Annotated in this window: 14 protein-coding genes, 4 tRNA genes and 2 rRNA genes (1 of these 20 running past the window's edge); all 20 read right to left on the reverse strand. The window is 55.3% G+C overall.

Going from position 1 to position 19,516, the window contains the following annotated elements:
- Positions 1–6: 6 nt before the first annotated feature.
- Positions 7–480, reverse strand: a complete 474-nt coding sequence (gene rpsG, locus NWV16_RS25525; RefSeq protein WP_007957592.1) for a 30S ribosomal protein S7 — start codon at positions 478–480, stop codon at positions 7–9.
- Between the two features lie 109 nt (positions 481–589).
- Positions 590–961, reverse strand: coding sequence for a 30S ribosomal protein S12 (gene rpsL / locus NWV16_RS25530; RefSeq protein ID WP_003186084.1), 372 nt, complete (start codon positions 959–961; stop codon positions 590–592).
- A gap of 215 nt (positions 962–1,176) precedes the next feature.
- Positions 1,177–5,376 (reverse strand): DNA-directed RNA polymerase subunit beta', encoded by a 4,200-nt coding sequence (gene rpoC, locus NWV16_RS25535; RefSeq protein ID WP_260521203.1) that lies wholly within the window; start codon positions 5,374–5,376, stop codon positions 1,177–1,179.
- Positions 5,377–5,439: 63 nt separating this feature from the next.
- On the reverse strand, positions 5,440–9,513 hold the full coding sequence (gene rpoB, locus NWV16_RS25540; RefSeq protein WP_260521204.1) for a DNA-directed RNA polymerase subunit beta: 4,074 nt from the start codon (positions 9,511–9,513) through the stop codon (positions 5,440–5,442).
- Between the two features lie 220 nt (positions 9,514–9,733).
- Positions 9,734–10,105 (reverse strand): 50S ribosomal protein L7/L12, encoded by a 372-nt coding sequence (rplL, locus tag NWV16_RS25545; RefSeq protein ID WP_065261908.1) that lies wholly within the window; start codon positions 10,103–10,105, stop codon positions 9,734–9,736.
- A 78-nt stretch (positions 10,106–10,183) separates the two neighbouring features.
- On the reverse strand, positions 10,184–10,684 hold the full coding sequence (gene rplJ / locus NWV16_RS25550; RefSeq protein WP_040071288.1) for a 50S ribosomal protein L10: 501 nt from the start codon (positions 10,682–10,684) through the stop codon (positions 10,184–10,186).
- 201 nt (positions 10,685–10,885) lie between these two features.
- The gene (gene rplA, locus NWV16_RS25555; RefSeq protein WP_065261909.1) at positions 10,886–11,581 is read right to left on the reverse strand and encodes a 50S ribosomal protein L1; all 696 of its coding nucleotides are present in this window, start codon (positions 11,579–11,581) and stop codon (positions 10,886–10,888) included.
- The gene (gene rplK / locus NWV16_RS25560) at positions 11,581–12,012 is read right to left on the reverse strand and encodes a 50S ribosomal protein L11 (RefSeq protein WP_003228756.1); all 432 of its coding nucleotides are present in this window, start codon (positions 12,010–12,012) and stop codon (positions 11,581–11,583) included. The genes rplA and rplK overlap by 1 nt, the downstream gene beginning before the upstream one ends.
- A gap of 117 nt (positions 12,013–12,129) precedes the next feature.
- Positions 12,130–12,663 carry a transcription termination/antitermination protein NusG gene (gene nusG, locus NWV16_RS25565; protein WP_007957598.1) on the reverse strand — a complete coding sequence of 178 codons (534 nt, stop codon included), beginning with the start codon at positions 12,661–12,663 and terminating at the stop codon, positions 12,130–12,132.
- A gap of 9 nt (positions 12,664–12,672) precedes the next feature.
- Positions 12,673–13,041, reverse strand: a complete 369-nt coding sequence (gene secE, locus NWV16_RS25570; RefSeq protein ID WP_007916493.1) for a preprotein translocase subunit SecE — start codon at positions 13,039–13,041, stop codon at positions 12,673–12,675.
- Positions 13,042–13,086: 45 nt separating this feature from the next.
- A tRNA-Trp gene (locus tag NWV16_RS25575) sits at positions 13,087–13,162 on the reverse strand.
- Between the two features lie 53 nt (positions 13,163–13,215).
- Entirely contained in the window at positions 13,216–14,409 is a 1,194-nt protein-coding gene (tuf, locus tag NWV16_RS25580; RefSeq protein WP_010951775.1) for an elongation factor Tu, read from the reverse strand.
- Positions 14,410–14,493: 84 nt separating this feature from the next.
- Positions 14,494–14,569 (reverse strand) — tRNA-Thr (locus NWV16_RS25585).
- A 27-nt stretch (positions 14,570–14,596) separates the two neighbouring features.
- A tRNA-Gly gene (locus NWV16_RS25590) sits at positions 14,597–14,670 on the reverse strand.
- A 25-nt stretch (positions 14,671–14,695) separates the two neighbouring features.
- A tRNA-Tyr gene (locus tag NWV16_RS25595) sits at positions 14,696–14,780 on the reverse strand.
- A gap of 144 nt (positions 14,781–14,924) precedes the next feature.
- On the reverse strand, positions 14,925–15,362 hold the full coding sequence (locus NWV16_RS25600; protein WP_260521205.1) for a hypothetical protein: 438 nt from the start codon (positions 15,360–15,362) through the stop codon (positions 14,925–14,927).
- Positions 15,363–15,369: 7 nt separating this feature from the next.
- Positions 15,370–16,116 (reverse strand): pantothenate kinase, encoded by a 747-nt coding sequence (locus NWV16_RS25605; RefSeq protein ID WP_260521206.1) that lies wholly within the window; start codon positions 16,114–16,116, stop codon positions 15,370–15,372.
- Positions 16,106–17,059, reverse strand: a complete 954-nt coding sequence (gene birA, locus NWV16_RS25610) for a bifunctional biotin--[acetyl-CoA-carboxylase] ligase/biotin operon repressor BirA (protein ID WP_260521207.1) — start codon at positions 17,057–17,059, stop codon at positions 16,106–16,108. The genes NWV16_RS25605 and birA overlap by 11 nt, the downstream gene beginning before the upstream one ends.
- Positions 17,060–17,190: 131 nt before the next feature.
- Positions 17,191–17,306, reverse strand: a 5S ribosomal RNA gene (gene rrf / locus NWV16_RS25615).
- Between the two features lie 150 nt (positions 17,307–17,456).
- Positions 17,457–19,516: ribosomal RNA gene (locus tag NWV16_RS25620) — 23S ribosomal RNA — on the reverse strand (it continues 831 nt past the right edge of the window).

A 19,516-nucleotide genomic window follows, 5' to 3' on the forward strand; every position in this document is an offset into this window, starting at 1 on the left:
CTAAAATTAGAAGCGGTAGTGCGAGAAAGCCTTGTTAGCTTCGGCCATACGGTGCACGTCTTCACGCTTCTTAACAGCAGCACCTTTACCTTCAGCAGCATCCAGCAGTTCGCCAGCCAAACGCAGAGCCATGGACTTCTCGCCGCGCTTGCGGGCGAAGTCTACCAGCCAGCGCATTGCCAGAGCGTTACGACGCGAAGGACGAACTTCGACCGGAACCTGGTAAGTAGCACCGCCAACACGGCGCGACTTCACTTCGACCAGCGGAGCGATGGCGTCGAGTGCTTTTTCGAAGAGTTCCAGGGGATCGGTGCCGGTCTTGCGAGCTGCAACGGTTTCCAGGGCACCATAAACGATACGTTCGGCAACGGCTTTCTTGCCGCTTTCCATAACGTGGTTCATGAATTTGGCGAGGATTTGGCTTCCGTATTTCGGATCGTCCAGAATCTCACGCTTTGCTGCTACGCGACGTCTTGGCATTGATAAGCCCTCAAACGGTCTTCAGGTTAGTTCGGGACAGATCCGCGAGGATGCGCGCCCGACCTTACTCTTATCGACTCAGTAAAATAAAAAACTGCAAAACGACCGATTACTTCGGACGCTTGGTACCGTACTTCGAACGACCCTGGTTACGACCTTTAACGCCGGAAGTATCCAAGGAGCCGCGAACGGTGTGGTAACGAACACCTGGCAAGTCTTTTACACGACCGCCACGGATCAGAACCACGCTGTGCTCTTGCAGGTTGTGGCCTTCACCACCGATGTACGAGGAAACCTCGAAACCGTTGGTCAGACGCACACGGCATACTTTACGCAGTGCCGAGTTAGGTTTTTTCGGCGTAGTGGTGTACACACGGGTGCACACGCCACGACGTTGCGGGCAGTTCTGCAGCGCAGGCACGTCGGATTTCTCGACGATACGCTTACGCGGCTGACGTACCAGCTGGTTGATAGTTGCCATCTACTAGCTCCACTGTTGTCTTGCGACGCTATTGTCTTGCAAGAAAAGCAAAATGGCAGGAACGGATTCCCGCCAAATTTAGGGGATCAAGAGTCTAAAGAGGATCTTGCCCCCAGTCAAGGCAAGGCCCCGACCTCCCCGCCCATCGAACTTCGACAAACTGTCTCGATTCGATGAACGGCGCGATCAGGGCCTCAGCTCATTTATCGCAGAACTCAGTTACCGCTCGAGTTCAGCGCTTCGGTCAGTGCAGCTTCCACTTCACTGGCGCTTACGCGCAACGGTTTGTCCGCATCACGACGACGCTTGCGCTCGCTGTGATAAGCCAGACCGGTACCGGCCGGGATCAGACGACCCACGACCACGTTTTCTTTCAGGCCGCGCAGGTAATCGCGCTTGCCGGTTACCGCCGCTTCGGTCAGTACGCGGGTGGTTTCCTGGAAGGAAGCCGCCGATATGAACGATTCGGTCGACAACGACGCCTTGGTGATACCCAGCAGAACTCGGGTGAACTTGGCGACAAACTTGTCTTCCGCATTCAGACGCTCGTTCTCTACCAGTACGTGAGTCAGTTCCATCTGGTCGCCCTTGATGAAGCTGGAATCGCCGGATTCAGAGATCTCAACCTTACGCAGCATCTGACGCAGAATGGTCTCGATGTGCTTGTCGTTGATCTTCACGCCTTGCAGACGGTAAACGTCCTGGATTTCGTTCACGATGTACTTGGCCAGCGCGCTGACACCCAGCAGACGCAGGATGTCGTGAGGATCGCTCGGGCCGTCGGAGATAACTTCGCCGCGGTTTACCTGTTCGCCTTCGAACACGTTCAGGTGACGCCACTTCGGAATCAGCTCTTCGTACGGATCGCTACCGTCGTTCGGAGTGATGACCAGACGGCGCTTGCCCTTGGTCTCTTTACCGAACGCGATGGTGCCGCTGACTTCAGCCAGAATCGACGCCTCTTTTGGACGACGGGCTTCGAACAGGTCGGCTACACGCGGCAGACCACCGGTGATGTCGCGAGTCTTCGAAGTCTCTTGCGGAATACGCGCAACAACGTCACCCACTGCGATCTGAGCACCATCCGCCACACCAACCAAAGCGTTGGCAGGCAGGAAGTACTGAGCCGGAACGTCGGTACCTGGCAACAACAGATCCTTGCCGTTGGCATCGACCATCTTCACGGCAGGACGAATATCCTTGCCGGCAGCCGGACGATCTTTCGGATCGAGCACTTCGATGTTGGTCATACCGGTCAATTCGTCGGTCTGACGCTTGATCGTGATGCCTTCTTCCATGCCCACGAAGGTCACAGTACCTTTCATCTCGGTAACGATCGGGTGAGTGTGCGGATCCCACTTGGCCACGATGGCACCAGCGTCGACCTTGTCACCTTCTTTAACCGAAATCACCGCACCGTATGGCAGCTTGTAACGCTCGCGCTCACGACCGAAGTCATCTGCGATCGCCAGCTCACCGGAACGCGACACAGCAACCAGGTTGCCATCCACACGCTCAACGTGCTTCAGGTTGTGCAGACGGACGGTACCGCCATTCTTCACCTGAACGCTGTCGGCCGCGGAAGTACGGCTCGCCGCACCACCGATGTGGAACGTACGCATCGTCAGCTGGGTACCCGGCTCACCGATGGACTGGGCAGCGATTACGCCAACCGATTCACCGATGTTCACCAGGTGACCACGAGCCAGGTCACGGCCGTAGCACTTGGCGCAGATGCCGTAGCGGGTTTCGCAGCTGATAGGCGAACGCACGATCACTTCGTCGATGCTGTTCAGCTCGATGAACTCGACCCACTTCTCGTCTACCAGGGTGCCCGCAGGAACGATGACGTCCTCGGTGCCCGGCTTGAATACGTCACGGGCAATGACACGACCCAGTACACGTTCACCCAACGGTTCTACAACGTCGCCGCCTTCAATGTGCGGAGTCATCACCAGGCCGTGCTCGGTGCCGCAATCGATCTCGGTCACGACCAGATCCTGCGCCACGTCTACCAGACGACGAGTCAGGTAACCGGAGTTAGCGGTTTTCAACGCGGTATCCGCCAGACCCTTACGAGCACCGTGGGTCGAGATGAAGTACTGGAGTACGCTCAGACCTTCACGGAAGTTCGCGGTAATCGGCGTTTCGATGATGGAACCGTCCGGCTTGGCCATCAGACCACGCATACCGGCCAGCTGACGAATCTGTGCTGCGGAACCCCGCGCACCCGAGTCGGCCATCATGTACATCGAGTTGAACGATTCCTGCTCGACTTCGTCACCGTGACGGTCGATGACTTTCTCTTTCGAGAGGTTGGCCATCATCGCCTTGGAAACTTCGTCGTTCGCTTTCGACCAAAGGTCGATCACTTTGTTGTACTTCTCGCCCTGGGTTACCAGGCCGGAGGCGTACTGGCTCTCGATTTCTTTCACTTCATCGGTGGCAGCACCGATGATGCGAGCTTTCTCGTCCGGGATGACGAAGTCGTTCACACCGATGGAAACACCGGAAATGGTCGAATAGGCGAAACCGGTGTACATCAACTGGTCAGCGAAGATCACGGTCTCTTTCAGACCCACCACGCGGTAGCACTGGTTGATCAGCTTGGAGATCGCCTTTTTCTTCATCGGCAGGTTGACGACGTCGAACGACAGACCATTTGGCACAACCTGGAACAGCAGCGCACGGCCGACGGTGGTGTCGACGATACGGGTGTTGTTAACGCTGTTGCCGTCACGGTCGTTCACGGTTTCGTTGATACGAACCTTGATCTTGGCGTGCAGTGCGGCTTCGCCGGCACGGAACACACGGTCAACTTCCTGCAGATCCGCGAACACACGACCTTCGCCCTTGGCGTTGATCGCTTCACGAGTCATGTAGTACAGACCCAGTACAACGTCCTGCGACGGAACGATGATTGGCTCACCGTTGGCTGGCGACAGAATGTTGTTGGTCGACATCATCAACGCACGCGCTTCGAGCTGGGCTTCCAGTGTCAGCGGTACGTGCACGGCCATTTGGTCGCCGTCGAAGTCGGCGTTGTACGCGGCGCAGACCAGAGGGTGCAGCTGAATAGCCTTACCTTCGATCAGTACCGGTTCAAACGCCTGGATACCCAGACGGTGGAGGGTCGGTGCACGGTTGAGAAGAACCGGGTGTTCGCGAATCACTTCAGCGAGAACGTCCCAGACCTCTGGCAGTTCGCGCTCGACCATTTTCTTGGCCGCTTTGATGGTGGTCGCCAGACCACGCATTTCCAGCTTGCCGAAAATGAACGGTTTGAACAGCTCCAGAGCCATCTTCTTCGGCAGACCGCACTGGTGCAGACGCAGGGTCGGACCTACGGTAATTACCGAACGACCGGAGTAGTCAACGCGCTTACCGAGCAGGTTCTGACGGAAACGACCCTGCTTACCCTTGATCATGTCGGCCAGGGATTTCAGAGGACGCTTGTTCGAACCGGTGATGGCGCGGCCACGACGACCGTTGTCGAGCAGTGCATCGACAGCTTCCTGCAACATACGCTTTTCGTTGCGCACGATGATGTCCGGAGCGGACAGATCCAGCAGGCGCTTCAAACGGTTGTTACGGTTGATCACTCGACGATACAGATCGTTGAGGTCGGAAGTCGCGAAGCGACCGCCATCCAGTGGAACCAGTGGACGCAGATCCGGCGGCAGAACCGGCAGAACGGTCAGCACCATCCACTCTGGCAGGTTGCCGGACCCCTGGAAGGCTTCCATCAACTTCAGACGCTTGGACAGCTTCTTGATCTTGGTTTCAGAGTTGGTTTGCGGAATCTCTTCACGCAGACGGCCAATCTCGTGTTCCAGGTCGATAGCGTGCAGCAGTTCGCGGACAGCTTCGGCACCCATGCGGGCGTCGAAATCGTCACCGAATTCTTCCAGCGCTTCGAAGTATTGCTCGTCGTTCAGCAGCTGACCTTTTTCAAGCGTGGTCATGCCCGGATCGATAACGACATAGCTCTCGAAGTAGAGAACGCGTTCGATATCGCGCAGGGTCATGTCCATCAGCAGGCCGATACGGGACGGCAGCGATTTCAGGAACCAGATATGGGCAACCGGCGAAGCCAGTTCGATGTGCGCCATGCGCTCACGACGAACCTTGGCCAGTGCAACTTCAACGCCGCACTTCTCGCAGATCACACCACGATGCTTCAAGCGCTTGTACTTACCGCACAGGCACTCGTAATCCTTTACCGGGCCAAAGATCTTGGCGCAGAACAGACCGTCACGCTCAGGCTTGAACGTACGGTAGTTGATGGTTTCCGGTTTTTTAACTTCACCGAACGACCACGAGCGGATCATCTCAGGCGAGGCCAATCCGATACGGATGGCGTCGAACTCTTCGACTTGACCCTGGTTTTTCAGCAAATTCAGTAGGTCTTTCAAGGCCTTTCCTCCTGGCGGAGCAGAGAGCGGGCAGTCCTGCCCCGCTCTCGATCGCGTCACGTGTTATTCGGTTTCCAGATCGATATCGATGCCGAGGGAACGAATTTCCTTGATCAACACGTTGAAGGACTCGGGCATGCCCGGCTCCATACGGTGATCGCCGTCCACGATGTTTTTGTACATCTTGGTCCGACCGTTCACATCGTCCGACTTCACTGTGAGCATTTCTTGCAGAGTGTAAGCAGCACCGTATGCTTCCAGTGCCCAGACCTCCATCTCCCCGAAACGCTGACCACCGAACTGCGCCTTGCCACCCAGCGGTTGCTGGGTAACCAGGCTGTACGAACCGGTAGAACGCGCGTGCATCTTGTCGTCTACCAAGTGGTTCAGCTTCAGCATGTACATGTAGCCAACGGTAACTGGACGCTCGAACTTGTTGCCGGTACGGCCGTCGGTCAGCTGCATCTGGCCGCTTTCTGGCAGATCCGCCAGTTTCAGCATGGCCTTGATTTCAACTTCCTTGGCACCGTCGAACACCGGAGTGGCCATAGGAACGCCGCCACGCAGGTTCTTCGCCAGATCCAGGATCTCCTGATCGGAGAAACTGTCCAGATCTTCGTTGCGACCGCCGATCTGGTTGTAGATCTCGTCCAGGAAAGTACGCAGCTCAGCGACCTTGCGCTGCTCTTCGACCATCCGGTTGATCTTCTCGCCCAAGCCCTTGGCTGCAAGGCCCAGGTGGGTTTCAAGGATCTGACCGACGTTCATACGCGAAGGTACGCCCAGCGGGTTCAGGACTACGTCGACCGGGGTGCCATTGGCATCGTGCGGCATGTCTTCAACCGGCATGATCACAGAGACCACACCCTTGTTACCGTGACGACCGGCCATCTTGTCGCCCGGCTGGATGCGACGACGGATTGCCAGATAAACCTTGACGATCTTCAGTACGCCCGGAGCCAGGTCATCGCCCTGCTGCAGCTTGCGCTTCTTGTCTTCGAACTTGTCGTCCAGCAGCCGGCGGCGATCAACGATGTAGGCCTGAGCCTTCTCGAGCTGCTCGTTCAGAGCATCTTCAGCCATACGCAGTTTGAACCACTGACCATGCTCGAGACCGTCGAGCACTTCGTCGGTGATGTCCTGACCTTTCTTCAGACCCGCGCCGCCTTCGGCCTTGTGGCCTACCAGAGCGGAACGCAGACGTTCGAAGGTTGCGCCTTCAACGATGCGGAACTCTTCGTTCAGATCCTTGCGGATCTCGTCCAGCTGGGACTTTTCGATCGACAGGGCACGGCTGTCGCGCTCAACGCCATCACGGGTGAAAACCTGAACGTCGATGACAGTACCTTTGGTGCCGGTCGGCACGCGCAGGGAAGTGTCTTTAACGTCGCTGGCCTTCTCACCGAAAATTGCGCGAAGCAGCTTTTCTTCCGGCGTCAGTTGAGTCTCGCCTTTCGGAGTGACCTTACCGACCAGAATGTCGCCCGGGCCGACTTCGGCACCTACGTAAACGATACCGGCTTCGTCCAGTTTGTTCAGTGCAGCTTCACCCACGTTCGGGATGTCCGCAGTGATTTCCTCTGGGCCAAGCTTGGTGTCACGAGCCACACAGGTCAGTTCCTGGATGTGGATCGTGGTGAAGCGGTCTTCCTGAACCACACGCTCGGACAGGCAGATGGAGTCTTCGAAGTTGAAGCCGTTCCATGCCATGAACGCGATGCGCATGTTCTGACCGAGAGCGAGTTCACCCATATCGGTGGACGGACCGTCGGCCATGATGTCGCCGCGTTGAACGCGATCACCCTTGCTCACCAGCGGACGCTGGTTGATGCAGGTGTTCTGGTTCGAACGGGTGTACTTGGTCAGGTTGTAGATGTCGACACCCGCTTCGCCGGTTTCAACTTCGTCATCGGCAACACGGACCACGATACGGCTGGCATCCACGGAGTCGATCACGCCGCCGCGGCGAGCCACGACGCAAACGCCGGAGTCGCGAGCCACGTTACGTTCCATGCCGGTACCTACCAGCGGCTTGTCGGCACGCAGGGTTGGTACAGCCTGACGCTGCATGTTCGAACCCATCAACGCACGGTTGGCGTCGTCGTGCTCGAGGAACGGAATCAGCGACGCCGCAACCGAAACGACCTGCTTCGGCGAAACGTCCATCAAGGTGACTTCTTCAGGCGCCTTGACGGTGAACTCGTTCAGGTGACGAACGGCAACCAGCTCGTCGACCAGGCGTTTCTGCTCGTTCATGGTCGCCGAAGCCTGCGCGATCACATGATCGGCTTCTTCAATAGCGGACAGGAACACGATGTCGTCGGTGACCACACCCTCTTTCACCACACGGTACGGGCTCTCGAGGAAGCCGTACTGGTTGGTGCGTGCATAAGCAGCCAGCGAGTTGATCAGACCGATGTTCGGACCTTCCGGCGTTTCAATCGGGCAAACACGACCGTAGTGGGTCGGGTGAACGTCGCGGACTTCGAAGCCTGCACGCTCACGAGTCAGACCACCAGGGCCGAGTGCAGAAACGCGACGCTTGTGGGTGATCTCGGACAGCGGGTTGTTCTGGTCCATGAACTGCGACAGCTGGCTGGAACCGAAGAACTCTTTCACCGCCGCCGCAACCGGCTTGGCGTTGATCAGGTCCTGCGGCATCAGGCCTTCGCTTTCGGCCATCGACAGACGCTCCTTGACCGCGCGCTCAACGCGTACAAGGCCAACACGGAACTGGTTCTCGGCCATTTCGCCTACGCAGCGAACACGGCGGTTACCCAAGTGGTCGATGTCATCGACGATGCCTTTGCCGTTACGGATATCGACCAGGGTCTTCAGGACCGCAACGATATCTTCCTTGCTCAGGACACCGGAACCTTCGATCTCGGTGCGACCGATACGGCGGTTGAACTTCATCCGGCCGACCGCAGAGAGGTCATAACGCTCAGCGCTGAAGAACAGGTTGTTGAACAGCGTTTCGGCAGCGTCTTTGGTTGGCGGCTCGCCTGGACGCATCATGCGATAGATCTCGACCAGCGCTTCCAATTGGTTGCCGGTGGAGTCGATCTTCAGCGTGTCGGAGATGAACGGACCGCAGTCGATGTCGTTGGTGTACAGGGTTTCAAGACGAACCACACCAGCCTTGGCGACTTTCGCCAGAACTTCGGTTGTCAGCTCGGTGTTGCACTCTGCCAGGATCTCACCGGTTGCCGGATGCACGATGACCTTGGCGGTGGTGCGACCCAGAACATAGTCCAGAGGTACATCCAGCTCCTTGATCCCGGCTTTTTCCAGCTGGTTGATGTGACGGGCAGTGATACGACGACCCTGCTCGACAATCACCTTGCCATTGCCGTCCTGGATGTCGAGGACCGCTACTTCACCACGCAGGCGCTGAGGCACCAGCTCCAGGCTCAGGCTTTCGCCCTTAACGTGGAATACGTTGGTGGTGTAGAAGGCGTCCAGTACTTCTTCGGTGGTATAGCCGAGCGCGCGCAGCAATACCGAAGCCGGCAGTTTGCGGCGACGGTCGATACGTACGAATACGCAGTCTTTCGGGTCGAATTCGAAGTCCAGCCACGAACCGCGGTAAGGAATGATGCGTGCGGAGTACAGCAGTTTGCCGGAGCTGTGCGTCTTGCCACGGTCGTGGTCGAAGAACACGCCCGGGGAGCGGTGCAACTGGGAAACGATCACACGCTCGGTACCGTTGATTACGAAGGTACCGTTCTCAGTCATCAGGGGGATTTCACCCATGTAGACTTCTTGCTCTTTGATGTCCTTGATCGCTTTGTTCGACGATTCTTTGTCGAAAATGATCAGGCGCACTTTTACCCGCAAAGGTACGGCGAAAGTTACACCGCGCAATACGCATTCTTTGACATCAAATGCCGGTTCGCCCAGGCGATAACCGACGTACTCCAGCGCAGCATTGCCGGAGTAGCTGATGATCGGGAAAACGGATTTGAAGGCCGCATGCAGGCCCACGTCGCGGAACTGATCTTTAGTCGCTCCCGCTTGCAAGAATTCACGATACGAATCCAGCTGGATGGCCAGGAGGTAAGGCACATCCATGACGTCCGGCAACTTGCTAAAGTCCTTGCGGATACGTTTTTTCTCAGTATATGAGTAAGCCATCAGCGTTCCCCAGCTTGGTCACCTGCTTGTTTGGCCCCTCCCGGCGGGAGCAGCCAGAAAATCGTGCAAACCCCATGGTTTGCGCCACCACATCGGGTGGTTTCAGCTCGTTATCAGCACCGACCTGGTCGGTCGCCAATAACGGAAAAAGGCCGGTGGCATAAGCCACCAGCCATCAGCCTGTCGCTTGACGCTCGGGCTGGAGGAGCAAAGTCGATGCTTACTTCAGCTCGACTTTAGCGCCTGCTTCTTCCAGCTTCTTCTTGGCGTCTTCAGCGGCTTCTTTCGAAACGCCTTCAGCTACAACCTGAGGAGCGCCGTCGACTTTCTCTTTGGCTTCTTTCAGGCCCAGACCGGTCAGTTCACGAACTGCCTTGATCACGTTTACTTTCTTGTCGCCGGCTTCAACCAGAACAACGTTGAACTCGGTTTGCTCTTCAGCAGCAGCGGCAGCACCAGCAGCTGGACCAGCAGCTACGGCAGCAGCAGCGGTCACGCCGAAGGTTTCTTCCATTGCCTTGATCAGCTCAACGATTTCCATTACGGATTTCTGGCCGATCGCTTCGATGATTTGCTCGTTAGTCAGAGACATGACTCAATTCCTGAATTGGGGGACAGCCTGTGCGGCCATCGAAATAAACAAAAAACGCGAGAGAGGAAACGCTCAGCCTCAGGCTGCAGCAGCTTCTTTCTGGTCGCGAATTGCCGCCAGAGTACGAGCCAATTTGCTGGTAGCGCCTTGAATCACGCTCATCAGCTGAGAAATTGCTTCGTCGCGGGTCGGCAGAGTTGCCAATACGTCGATCTGGTTAGCTGCGAGGAACTTGCCCTCGAACGCAGCTGCCTTGATTTCGAACTTGTCCTGACCCTTTGCGAACTCTTTGAAGATACGGGCAGCAGCGCCCGGGTGTTCTTTCGAGAATGCAATCAGGGTCGGGCCTTTGAACACGTCGTTGAGAACCGAGTACTCGGTGCCTTCAACGGCGCGCTTGAGCAGGGTGTTACGCACGACACGTACATAAACACCAGCTTCGCGGGCCTCTTTACGGAGTCCGGTCATCGCGCCTACTGTTACGCCACGGGCATCGGCCACGACAGCGGACAGAGCGACTTTGGCAGCCTCGTTGACTTCAGCGACGATGGCCTTCTTGTCTTCGAGTTTAATTGCCACGGGTTTAACTCCTGCTTGTTACCGTTTCATTCGATCGAAACCGAATGTCGTTTTGGTGTCTGATTCGGTAAGGAATCGGGAGCACCATCTGCGTAGGCTTGATGGTTTAAGACTTGCGTCGCCTACGGTCTTGGATAGCCCCCGCCAGGCAGGGACCCCAATTTTTTTCAATTGACGCGAACAACCGCGTCAACGCTTGTCTTACGCGTTCAGCGAGCTCTGGTCGATGACCAGGCCTGGACCCATGGTGGTGCTCAGGGTAACGCGCTTGACGTAGATACCTTTCGAGGAAGCTGGCTTGATACGCTTCAGATCAGCGATCAGAGCTTCAACGTTTTCCTTCAGCTTGCCAGCTTCGAAGCCGACCTTGCCAACGGAAGTGTGGATGATGCCGTTTTTGTCGGTGCGATAACGAACCTGACCAGCCTTGGCGTTTTTGACCGCGTTGGCTACGTCTGGCGTTACGGTACCGACTTTCGGGTTAGGCATCAGGCCACGTGGACCGAGGATCTGACCCAGTTGACCTACAACGCGCATGGCATCCGGGGATGCAATCACTACGTCGTAGTTCAGGTCGCCACCTTTCATTTCGGCAGCCAGGTCATCCATGCCTACACGGTCAGCGCCGGCAGCCAGAGCGGCTTCAGCAGCTGGACCCTGGGTGAATACGGCAACGCGAACGGTCTTGCCAGTGCCATGCGGCAGCACAGTAGCGCTACGAACGACCTGATCAGATTTACGCGGATCCACACCCAGGTTAACGGCGATGTCAAAAGACTCGACGAACTTGGCAGCTGGCAGCGAAGCCAGCAGAGTTGCGGCCTCTTCGAAGTTGTAGGCCTTGCCTGCTTCGATTTTTTCGGCAATAGCCTTTTGGCGCTTGGTCAGCTTAGCCATTACACACCCTCCACGTTAAGGCCCATGCTACGAGCAGAACCGGCGATAGTACGCACGGCTGCATCCATATCAGCTGCAGTCAGATCCGCGTTTTTGGTTTTCGCGATTTCTTCCAGCTGAGCACGGGTAACAGTGCCAACCTTAACGGTGTTCGGACGAGCGGAGCCGCTGGTCAGACCGGCCGCCTTCTTCAGCAGAACCGAAGCAGGGGTGGATTTGGTTTCGAAAGTGAAGCTGCGGTCGCTGTAGACAGTGATGATCACTGGAGTCGGCAGACCAGCTTCCAGACCCTGGGTACGGGCGTTGAAAGCCTTGCAGAACTCCATGATGTTCACGCCGTGCTGACCCAAAGCAGGGCCAACAGGTGGGCTTGGGTTAGCCTGAGCGGCCTTCACTTGCAGCTTGATGTAAGCGGTAATCTTCTTGGCCATGAGGCACTCCAATTACGGGTTCGAACGCCTCGAGAGGCTCCCCGGTTACTTGCGCGTTTATCCCAGTGACGACAAAACCCCACAGCCTAGGGCTGCGGGGTTGGGATGCTTGCTCAGTTAGACCTTTTCGACCTGACTGAACTCCAACTCTACCGGGGTAGAGCGACCGAAAATGAGCACAGCCACTTGGATCCGGCTCTTCTCGTAGTTAACTTCTTCAACGACACCATTAAAGTCTGCAAACGGTCCGTCATTGACGCGAACAGTTTCGCCCGGCTCAAACAGCGTCTTCGGCTTCGGCTTGTCACTGCCGTCAGCAACGCGACGCAGGATAGCTTCCGCTTCTTTATCAGTGATCGGTGCAGGCTTGTCAGCGGTACCACCGATAAAGCCCATCACACGAGGAGTATCCTTGACCAAGTGCCAAGTACCCTCATTCATATCCATCTGAACCAGCACATAACCTGGGAAGAATTTGCGCTCACTCTTGCGCTTCTGGCCATTACGCATCTCAACCACTTCTTCAGTGGGAACCAGAATTTCGCCGAAGCCATCTTCCATGCCAGCCAGCTTTACGCGCTCAATCAGCGAGCGCATGACATGCTTCTCGTAACCCGAGTAAGCATGCACAACGTACCAACGCTTAGCCACGAGACACCCTTAGCCGACAATCAAGGAAACGAGCCAACCCAGCAGGGAATCAAGCCCCCACAACAACAACGCCATAACCAAAACAACAGCCACAACGATCAACGTGGTCTGAGTGGTTTCTTGACGGGTTGGCCATACGACTTTACGAATTTCGGTGCGAGCTTCCTTAACCAGTACAAAGAAAGACTTGCCCTTGGCAGTCTGCAGGCCTACAAAGGCAGCCACAGCAGCAATAACAAGCAAAGCGAGTACACGGTACAGGATCGGCGAAGCAGAATAATACTGATTGCCTACAACGCCAACAACCACCAAAGCGACCACTACAAGCCACTTAAGCAGATCGAAGCGAGAGCCTTGAGCTTCAGCTTTAGGAGTCATCTATGAGGATCCTGTGAAAAGAAAGCCAGACACACCTGGTGAATCTGGCAGGTCAGGAGGGAATCGAACCCCCAACCTACGGTTTTGGAGACCGTCGCTCTGCCAATTGAGCTACTGACCTAAAACAAAATCAGGCCGACCATTATGCCGGCCCGAAAAATACATTACAACTACTTACTCGATGATTTTGGCTACGACGCCAGCGCCGACGGTACGACCGCCTTCACGGATAGCGAAACGCAGACCATCTTCCATCGCGATGGTTTTGATCAGGGTAACAGTCATCTGAATGTTGTCACCTGGCATTACCATTTCAACACCTTCTGGCAGCTCGCAGTTACCGGTCACGTCAGTAGTACGGAAGTAGAACTGTGGACGGTAGCCTTTGAAGAACGGAGTGTGACGACCGCCTTCTTCCTTGCTCAGAACGTAAACTTCTGCGGTGAACTTGGTGTGCGGCTTAACCGAACCTGGCTTGACCAGAACCTGACCACGCTCAACGTCGTCACGCTTGGTACCACGCAGCAGAACGCCGCAGTTCTCGCCAGCACGGCCTTCGTCCAGCAGCTTGCGGAACATCTCAACACCGGTGCAGGTGGTGGTGGTGGTGTCACGCAGACCAACGATTTCCAGTGGATCCTGAACGCGAACGATACCGCGCTCGATACGACCGGTCACAACAGTACCGCGACCCGAGATCGAGAACACGTCTTCGATCGGCATCAGGAATGGCTGGTCGATAGCACGAACCGGCTCAGGGATGTAGGCATCCAGAGTCTCTACCAGCTTCTTGACAGCGGTAGTACCCATTTCGTTGTCGTCTTTGCCTTCCAGCGCCATACGAGCAGAACCGATGATGATCGGAGTGTCGTCACCTGGGAAGTCATAGGTGGACAGCAGGTCGCGAACTTCCATCTCAACCAGTTCCAGCAGCTCTGCGTCGTCTACCAGGTCAGCCTTGTTCAGGAAAACCACGATGTACGGAACACCTACCTGACGGGACAGCAGGATGTGCTCACGAGTTTGCGGCATCGGACCATCGGCAGCCGAGCAAACCAGGATCGCGCCGTCCATCTGGGCAGCACCGGTGATCATGTTCTTCACGTAGTCAGCGTGACCTGGGCAGTCAACATGAGCGTAGTGACGAATGTTCGAGTTGTACTCAACGTGCGCGGTGTTGATGGTGATACCGCGAGCTTTTTCTTCTGGAGCGCTGTCGATCTTGTCGAATTCGACTACGGCCGAACCGAAAACTTCGGAGCAGACGCGAGTCAGAGCAGCGGTCAGAGTGGTTTTACCGTGGTCAACGTGACCGATAGTTCCGACGTTGACGTGCGGTAGGGAACGATCAAATTTTTCCTTAGCCATCGATATCACCCCTAACAGAAGAAATAAGCAAACAACCCTAACCATTAAAACAAAGGCAGATATTTTCATATCTGCCTTGTTATATGGAGCTCTTGAGCGGATTTGAACCGCTGACCTCACCCTTACCAAGGGTGTGCTCTACCAACTGAGCTACAAGAGCGTAACACTTTTGCATATTCTGCAAACTTGGAGCGGGTAGCGGGAATCGAACCCGCATCATCAGCTTGGAAGGCTGAGGTTCTACCACTAAACTATACCCGCGGAGCCTGCAGCTCACGCTAAAATCTGGTGGAGGGAGAAGGATTCGAACCTTCGAAGTCGTAGACGTCAGATTTACAGTCTGATCCCTTTGGCCGCTCGGGAACCCCTCCTGATCAGGCCGGCATTCTATACTATGCCAAACCCTTGTCAAGCATTTTCTCATTTAAAAACTTGAGGTTAGCTGCATTGACATCGCCCCGCCGCGCTAACCTTTTCATGGTCTTCGCTGTGGAGCGGGCGCCATTCTATGCAAACTATTCGGTAGGTGCAACCCCCTCGCATAGCATTATTTTGTGTTTTAACTCATTGAATTCCTTGGAAAGGTTTTGCAGTTGAGCATCCCCCAGTGAACGCTGGGTCTCGGGCGTAATTCGAAACCAGTACAGGTCACTAGAAAGCTCCTTGGGTACTGGCAGCGCCTTCGCTCCGAACTCCGTCAAACGCTGTTCCAATGCCTGAGCGGAGTCCTGACGCACCAAACCACCTATATACAGACATTGCCCTTCAGCCCTCCCACCAGATCGTCTTTCACGCGAGACATCGCCTGCCTCGCTCAATAAACGAATATCCTGCTGCGAACCCCGATAGAGACTCAGAGGCGTTACATCCTTTGCGCGCAACGGAGCCTCTTGCTGATGCCAGACGTAATAAAAAATATTGAGTACCAGGAGCAGCAGAAACAACCAACGCATACAAACCTCAGGACAAAGGGCACGCCATAGCCAATCCCACGAATACCAGATCGGAAACAACCCGAGCATCTGGTGCTACATCAGAAACCAGCTCCGCATCCCCGCCAGTAATGAATACAGTGAAGGACTCCCCCCAGTAGGAGCGAGCCAACTCGAGCTGAGTTAACACGAACCCCCTCAGCATCAGCGAACAACCTCGCTCTACCGCTTCAACAGTGTTACGCCCGGGAGCCTTGCTGAGCAAGGCCTGCTCTGCGGCTTGATCCCCATAGCGAATCTTGCGTGTGTGTGTACGCAATTGGTTTCGCATGAGCGGCATACCAGGACAAATGAAGCCTCCCAGATGCTCGCCATCCAATGAAATGAAATCAGAAGTCACCGCTGTTCCGAAATCCAGCACCACACAGGCACCGCCGGCCAAATGAAAGCCGCCCAGCATCGCGAGCCAGCGATCAAGCCCCAGGCGTTCGTAGTCCTCATAACCATTCTTGACACCGGACATCTCAAGGGCGGGCGCAGCACAAACGACAGAAATACCAAACTCCCGCCTGAGCAACGCGATAAGTTCACTGGTTTCGTCGTCGGTTCTGACGCTGACGAGTCGACACTTACTTAATGAGATTCCCGGCGAGCGCAGCGCGTCGACCAGCGCCTTATCAGAATCAACCACGCCCTCCCTGACCAAAGTACCGGCCTGAGCTTGCAGTACGCGCCACTTGATAAAACTGTTGCCGCAGTCGAGCTCAAGAATCATCACGCAACCTCAAGCTGAGCTCGCCGCCACTAAAGACTTTTTCCACACCATCAACCTTCAGCCGAAGCGCACCCTGATTATCGATACCCAGCACCACGCCATTCACCTGAGCGGCACCTGCGGTCAGCTCAACCGATTGTGCCTGCCAGAGATGATTCGCCTCCCACTCTGCCCGAAGCGAAGTAAAACCGCCTGACTGATGGCGCTGCAAATAGAGCTGCAACTGCTTGCTCAACCCCACCACCAGATTATTACGATCGCAATTTCGACCCGACTCCAGGCGAATCGAGGTCCATTGCTGATCGACTTCATCAGCGGACTGCATGTTCACGTTGATACCAACTCCCATCACCACGTGACATACGTCTGCCGGATCCCCTACAAGCTCAAGCAGAATCCCGGCGATCTTCTTTCGACCAACGAGAACATCATTGGGCCACTTCAACCCTGCACCAGAAACCCCAACCGAACGCAGGGTTTGCATGACAGCAAGCCCCACGACCAGGCTCAAGCCCTCAAGCTGACGCATTCCGCCATCAATGCGCAATACGAGACTGTAATAAAGGTTCTCGGCAAATGGACTGACCCACTTTCGCCCCCTGCGCCCACGTCCGGCAATTTGTCGCTCAGCCAGCACTAGAAAAGGCGCCGCCTGACCACGATCGATCGCACGTAATGCTTCGGCGTTGGTAGAGTCGATTGAGTCAAAGAGACTGATAGGCCAGCCGACAAGATTTGCCTCAATTCTGGGCAAATCAAGCAATGTCAAAGGCGAAGCCAATTGATAACCTCGACCTCGAACTTTATGTATGGTCAGCCCGAGTTCGGCCTCCAAGTGCTGTAACTGCTTCCAGACCGCACTTCGACTGATTCCCAGAGCAACACCCAAAGTCTGACCAGAATGGAATCGACCATCCTTCAGAAGATTCAACAACCTCAGCATGCGGGCCTCACCTCACAATGAGGTCCGAATAATAGCCACGCACCGAGCCGTTGCATAGAAATCAAACAGCCGTTTTTCTGCGCGCAAAACAAAACCCCGACTGCTTTCGCAATCGGGGTTTCGGAATTTAATCTTGACGATGACCTACTCTCACATGGGGAAACCCCACACTACCATCGGCGATGCATCGTTTCACTTCTGAGTTCGGGATGGGATCAGGTGGTTCCAATGCTCTATGGTCGTCAAGAAATTCTGTGTGCCGAGTCGTGACAAGATGGCCTCGCTTCAGCAAATCGGGTATGTGACAGCCATCGGTGTTTGTGAACTCGAACTTTCGGTTCGTTTCGTCTTCACACACCGCAATCTGGCTTTTAAGCGCAAATTGCTTGGGTGTTATATGGTCAAGCCTCACGGGCAATTAGTATTGGTTAGCTCAACGCCTCACAGCGCTTACACACCCAACCTATCAACGTCGTAGTCTTCGACGGCCCTTCAGGGAACTCAAGGTTCCAGTGAGATCTCATCTTGAGGCAAGTTTCCCGCTTAGATGCTTTCAGCGGTTATCTTTTCCGAACATAGCTACCCGGCAATGCCACTGGCGTGACAACCGGAACACCAGAGGTTCGTCCACTCCGGTCCTCTCGTACTAGGAGCAGCCCCTCTCAAATCTCAAACGTCCACGGCAGATAGGGACCGAACTGTCTCACGACGTTCTAAACCCAGCTCGCGTACCACTTTAAATGGCGAACAGCCATACCCTTGGGACCGGCTTCAGCCCCAGGATGTGATGAGCCGACATCGAGGTGCCAAACACCGCCGTCGATATGAACTCTTGGGCGGTATCAGCCTGTTATCCCCGGAGTACCTTTTATCCGTTGAGCGATGGCCCTTCCATACAGAACCACCGGATCACTAAGACCTACTTTCGTACCTGCTCGACGTGTCTGTCTCGCAGTCAAGCGCGCTTTTGCCTTTATACTCTGCGACCGATTTCCGACCGGTCTGAGCGCACCTTCGTACTCCTCCGTTACTCTTTAGGAGGAGACCGCCCCAGTCAAACTACCCACCATACACTGTCCTCGATCCGGATAACGGACCTGAGTTAGAACCTCAAAGTTGCCAGGGTGGTATTTCAAGGATGGCTCCACGCAAACTGGCGTTCACGCTTCAAAGCCTCCCACCTATCCTACACAAGCAAATTCAAAGTCCAGTGCAAAGCTATAGTAAAGGTTCACGGGGTCTTTCCGTCTAGCCGCGGATACACTGCATCTTCACAGCGATTTCAATTTCACTGAGTCTCGGGTGGAGACAGCGCCGCCATCGTTACGCCATTCGTGCAGGTCGGAACTTACCCGACAAGGAATTTCGCTACCTTAGGACCGTTATAGTTACGGCCGCCGTTTACCGGGGCTTCGATCAAGAGCTTCGCGTTAGCTAACCCCATCAATTAACCTTCCGGCACCGGGCAGGCGTCACACCCTATACGTCCACTTTCGTGTTTGCAGAGTGCTGTGTTTTTAATAAACAGTCGCAGCGGCCTGGTATCTTCGACCGGCATGGGCTTACGGAGCAAGTCCTTCACCCTCACCGGCGCACCTTCTCCCGAAGTTACGGTGCCATTTTGCCTAGTTCCTTCACCCGAGTTCTCTCAAGCGCCTTGGTATTCTCTACCCAACCACCTGTGTCGGTTTGGGGTACGGTTCCTGGTTATCTGAAGCTTAGAAGCTTTTCTTGGAAGCATGGCATCAACCACTTCGTCGCCTGAAGGCAACTCGTCATCAGCTCTCGGCCTTAAGATCCCGGATTTACCTAAGATCTCAGCCTACCACCTTAAACTTGGACAACCAACGCCAAGCTGGCCTAGCCTTCTCCGTCCCTCCATCGCAATAACCAGAAGTACAGGAATATTAACCTGTTTTCCATCGACTACGCTTTTCAGCCTCGCCTTAGGGACCGACTAACCCTGCGTCGATTAACGTTGCGCAGGAAACCTTGGTCTTTCGGCGTGGGTGTTTTTCACACCCATTGTCGTTACTCATGTCAGCATTCGCACTTCTGATACCTCCAGCAAGCTTCTCAACTCACCTTCACAGGCTTACAGAACGCTCCTCTACCGCATCACTTGCGTGATACCCGTAGCTTCGGTGTATGGTTTGAGCCCCGTTACATCTTCCGCGCAGGCCGACTCGACTAGTGAGCTATTACGCTTTCTTTAAAGGGTGGCTGCTTCTAAGCCAACCTCCTAGCTGTCTAAGCCTTCCCACATCGTTTCCCACTTAACCATAACTTTGGGACCTTAGCTGACGGTCTGGGTTGTTTCCCTTTTCACGACGGACGTTAGCACCCGCCGTGTGTCTCCCATGCTCGGCACTTGCTGGTATTCGGAGTTTGCATCGGTTTGGTAAGTCGGGATGACCCCCTAGCCGAAACAGTGCTCTACCCCCAGCAGTGATACAT

The sequence above is a fragment of the Pseudomonas sp. BW7P1 genome, assembly GCF_024981055.1.
Taxonomy (GTDB): Bacteria; Pseudomonadota; Gammaproteobacteria; order Pseudomonadales; family Pseudomonadaceae; genus Aquipseudomonas; species Aquipseudomonas bananamidigenes.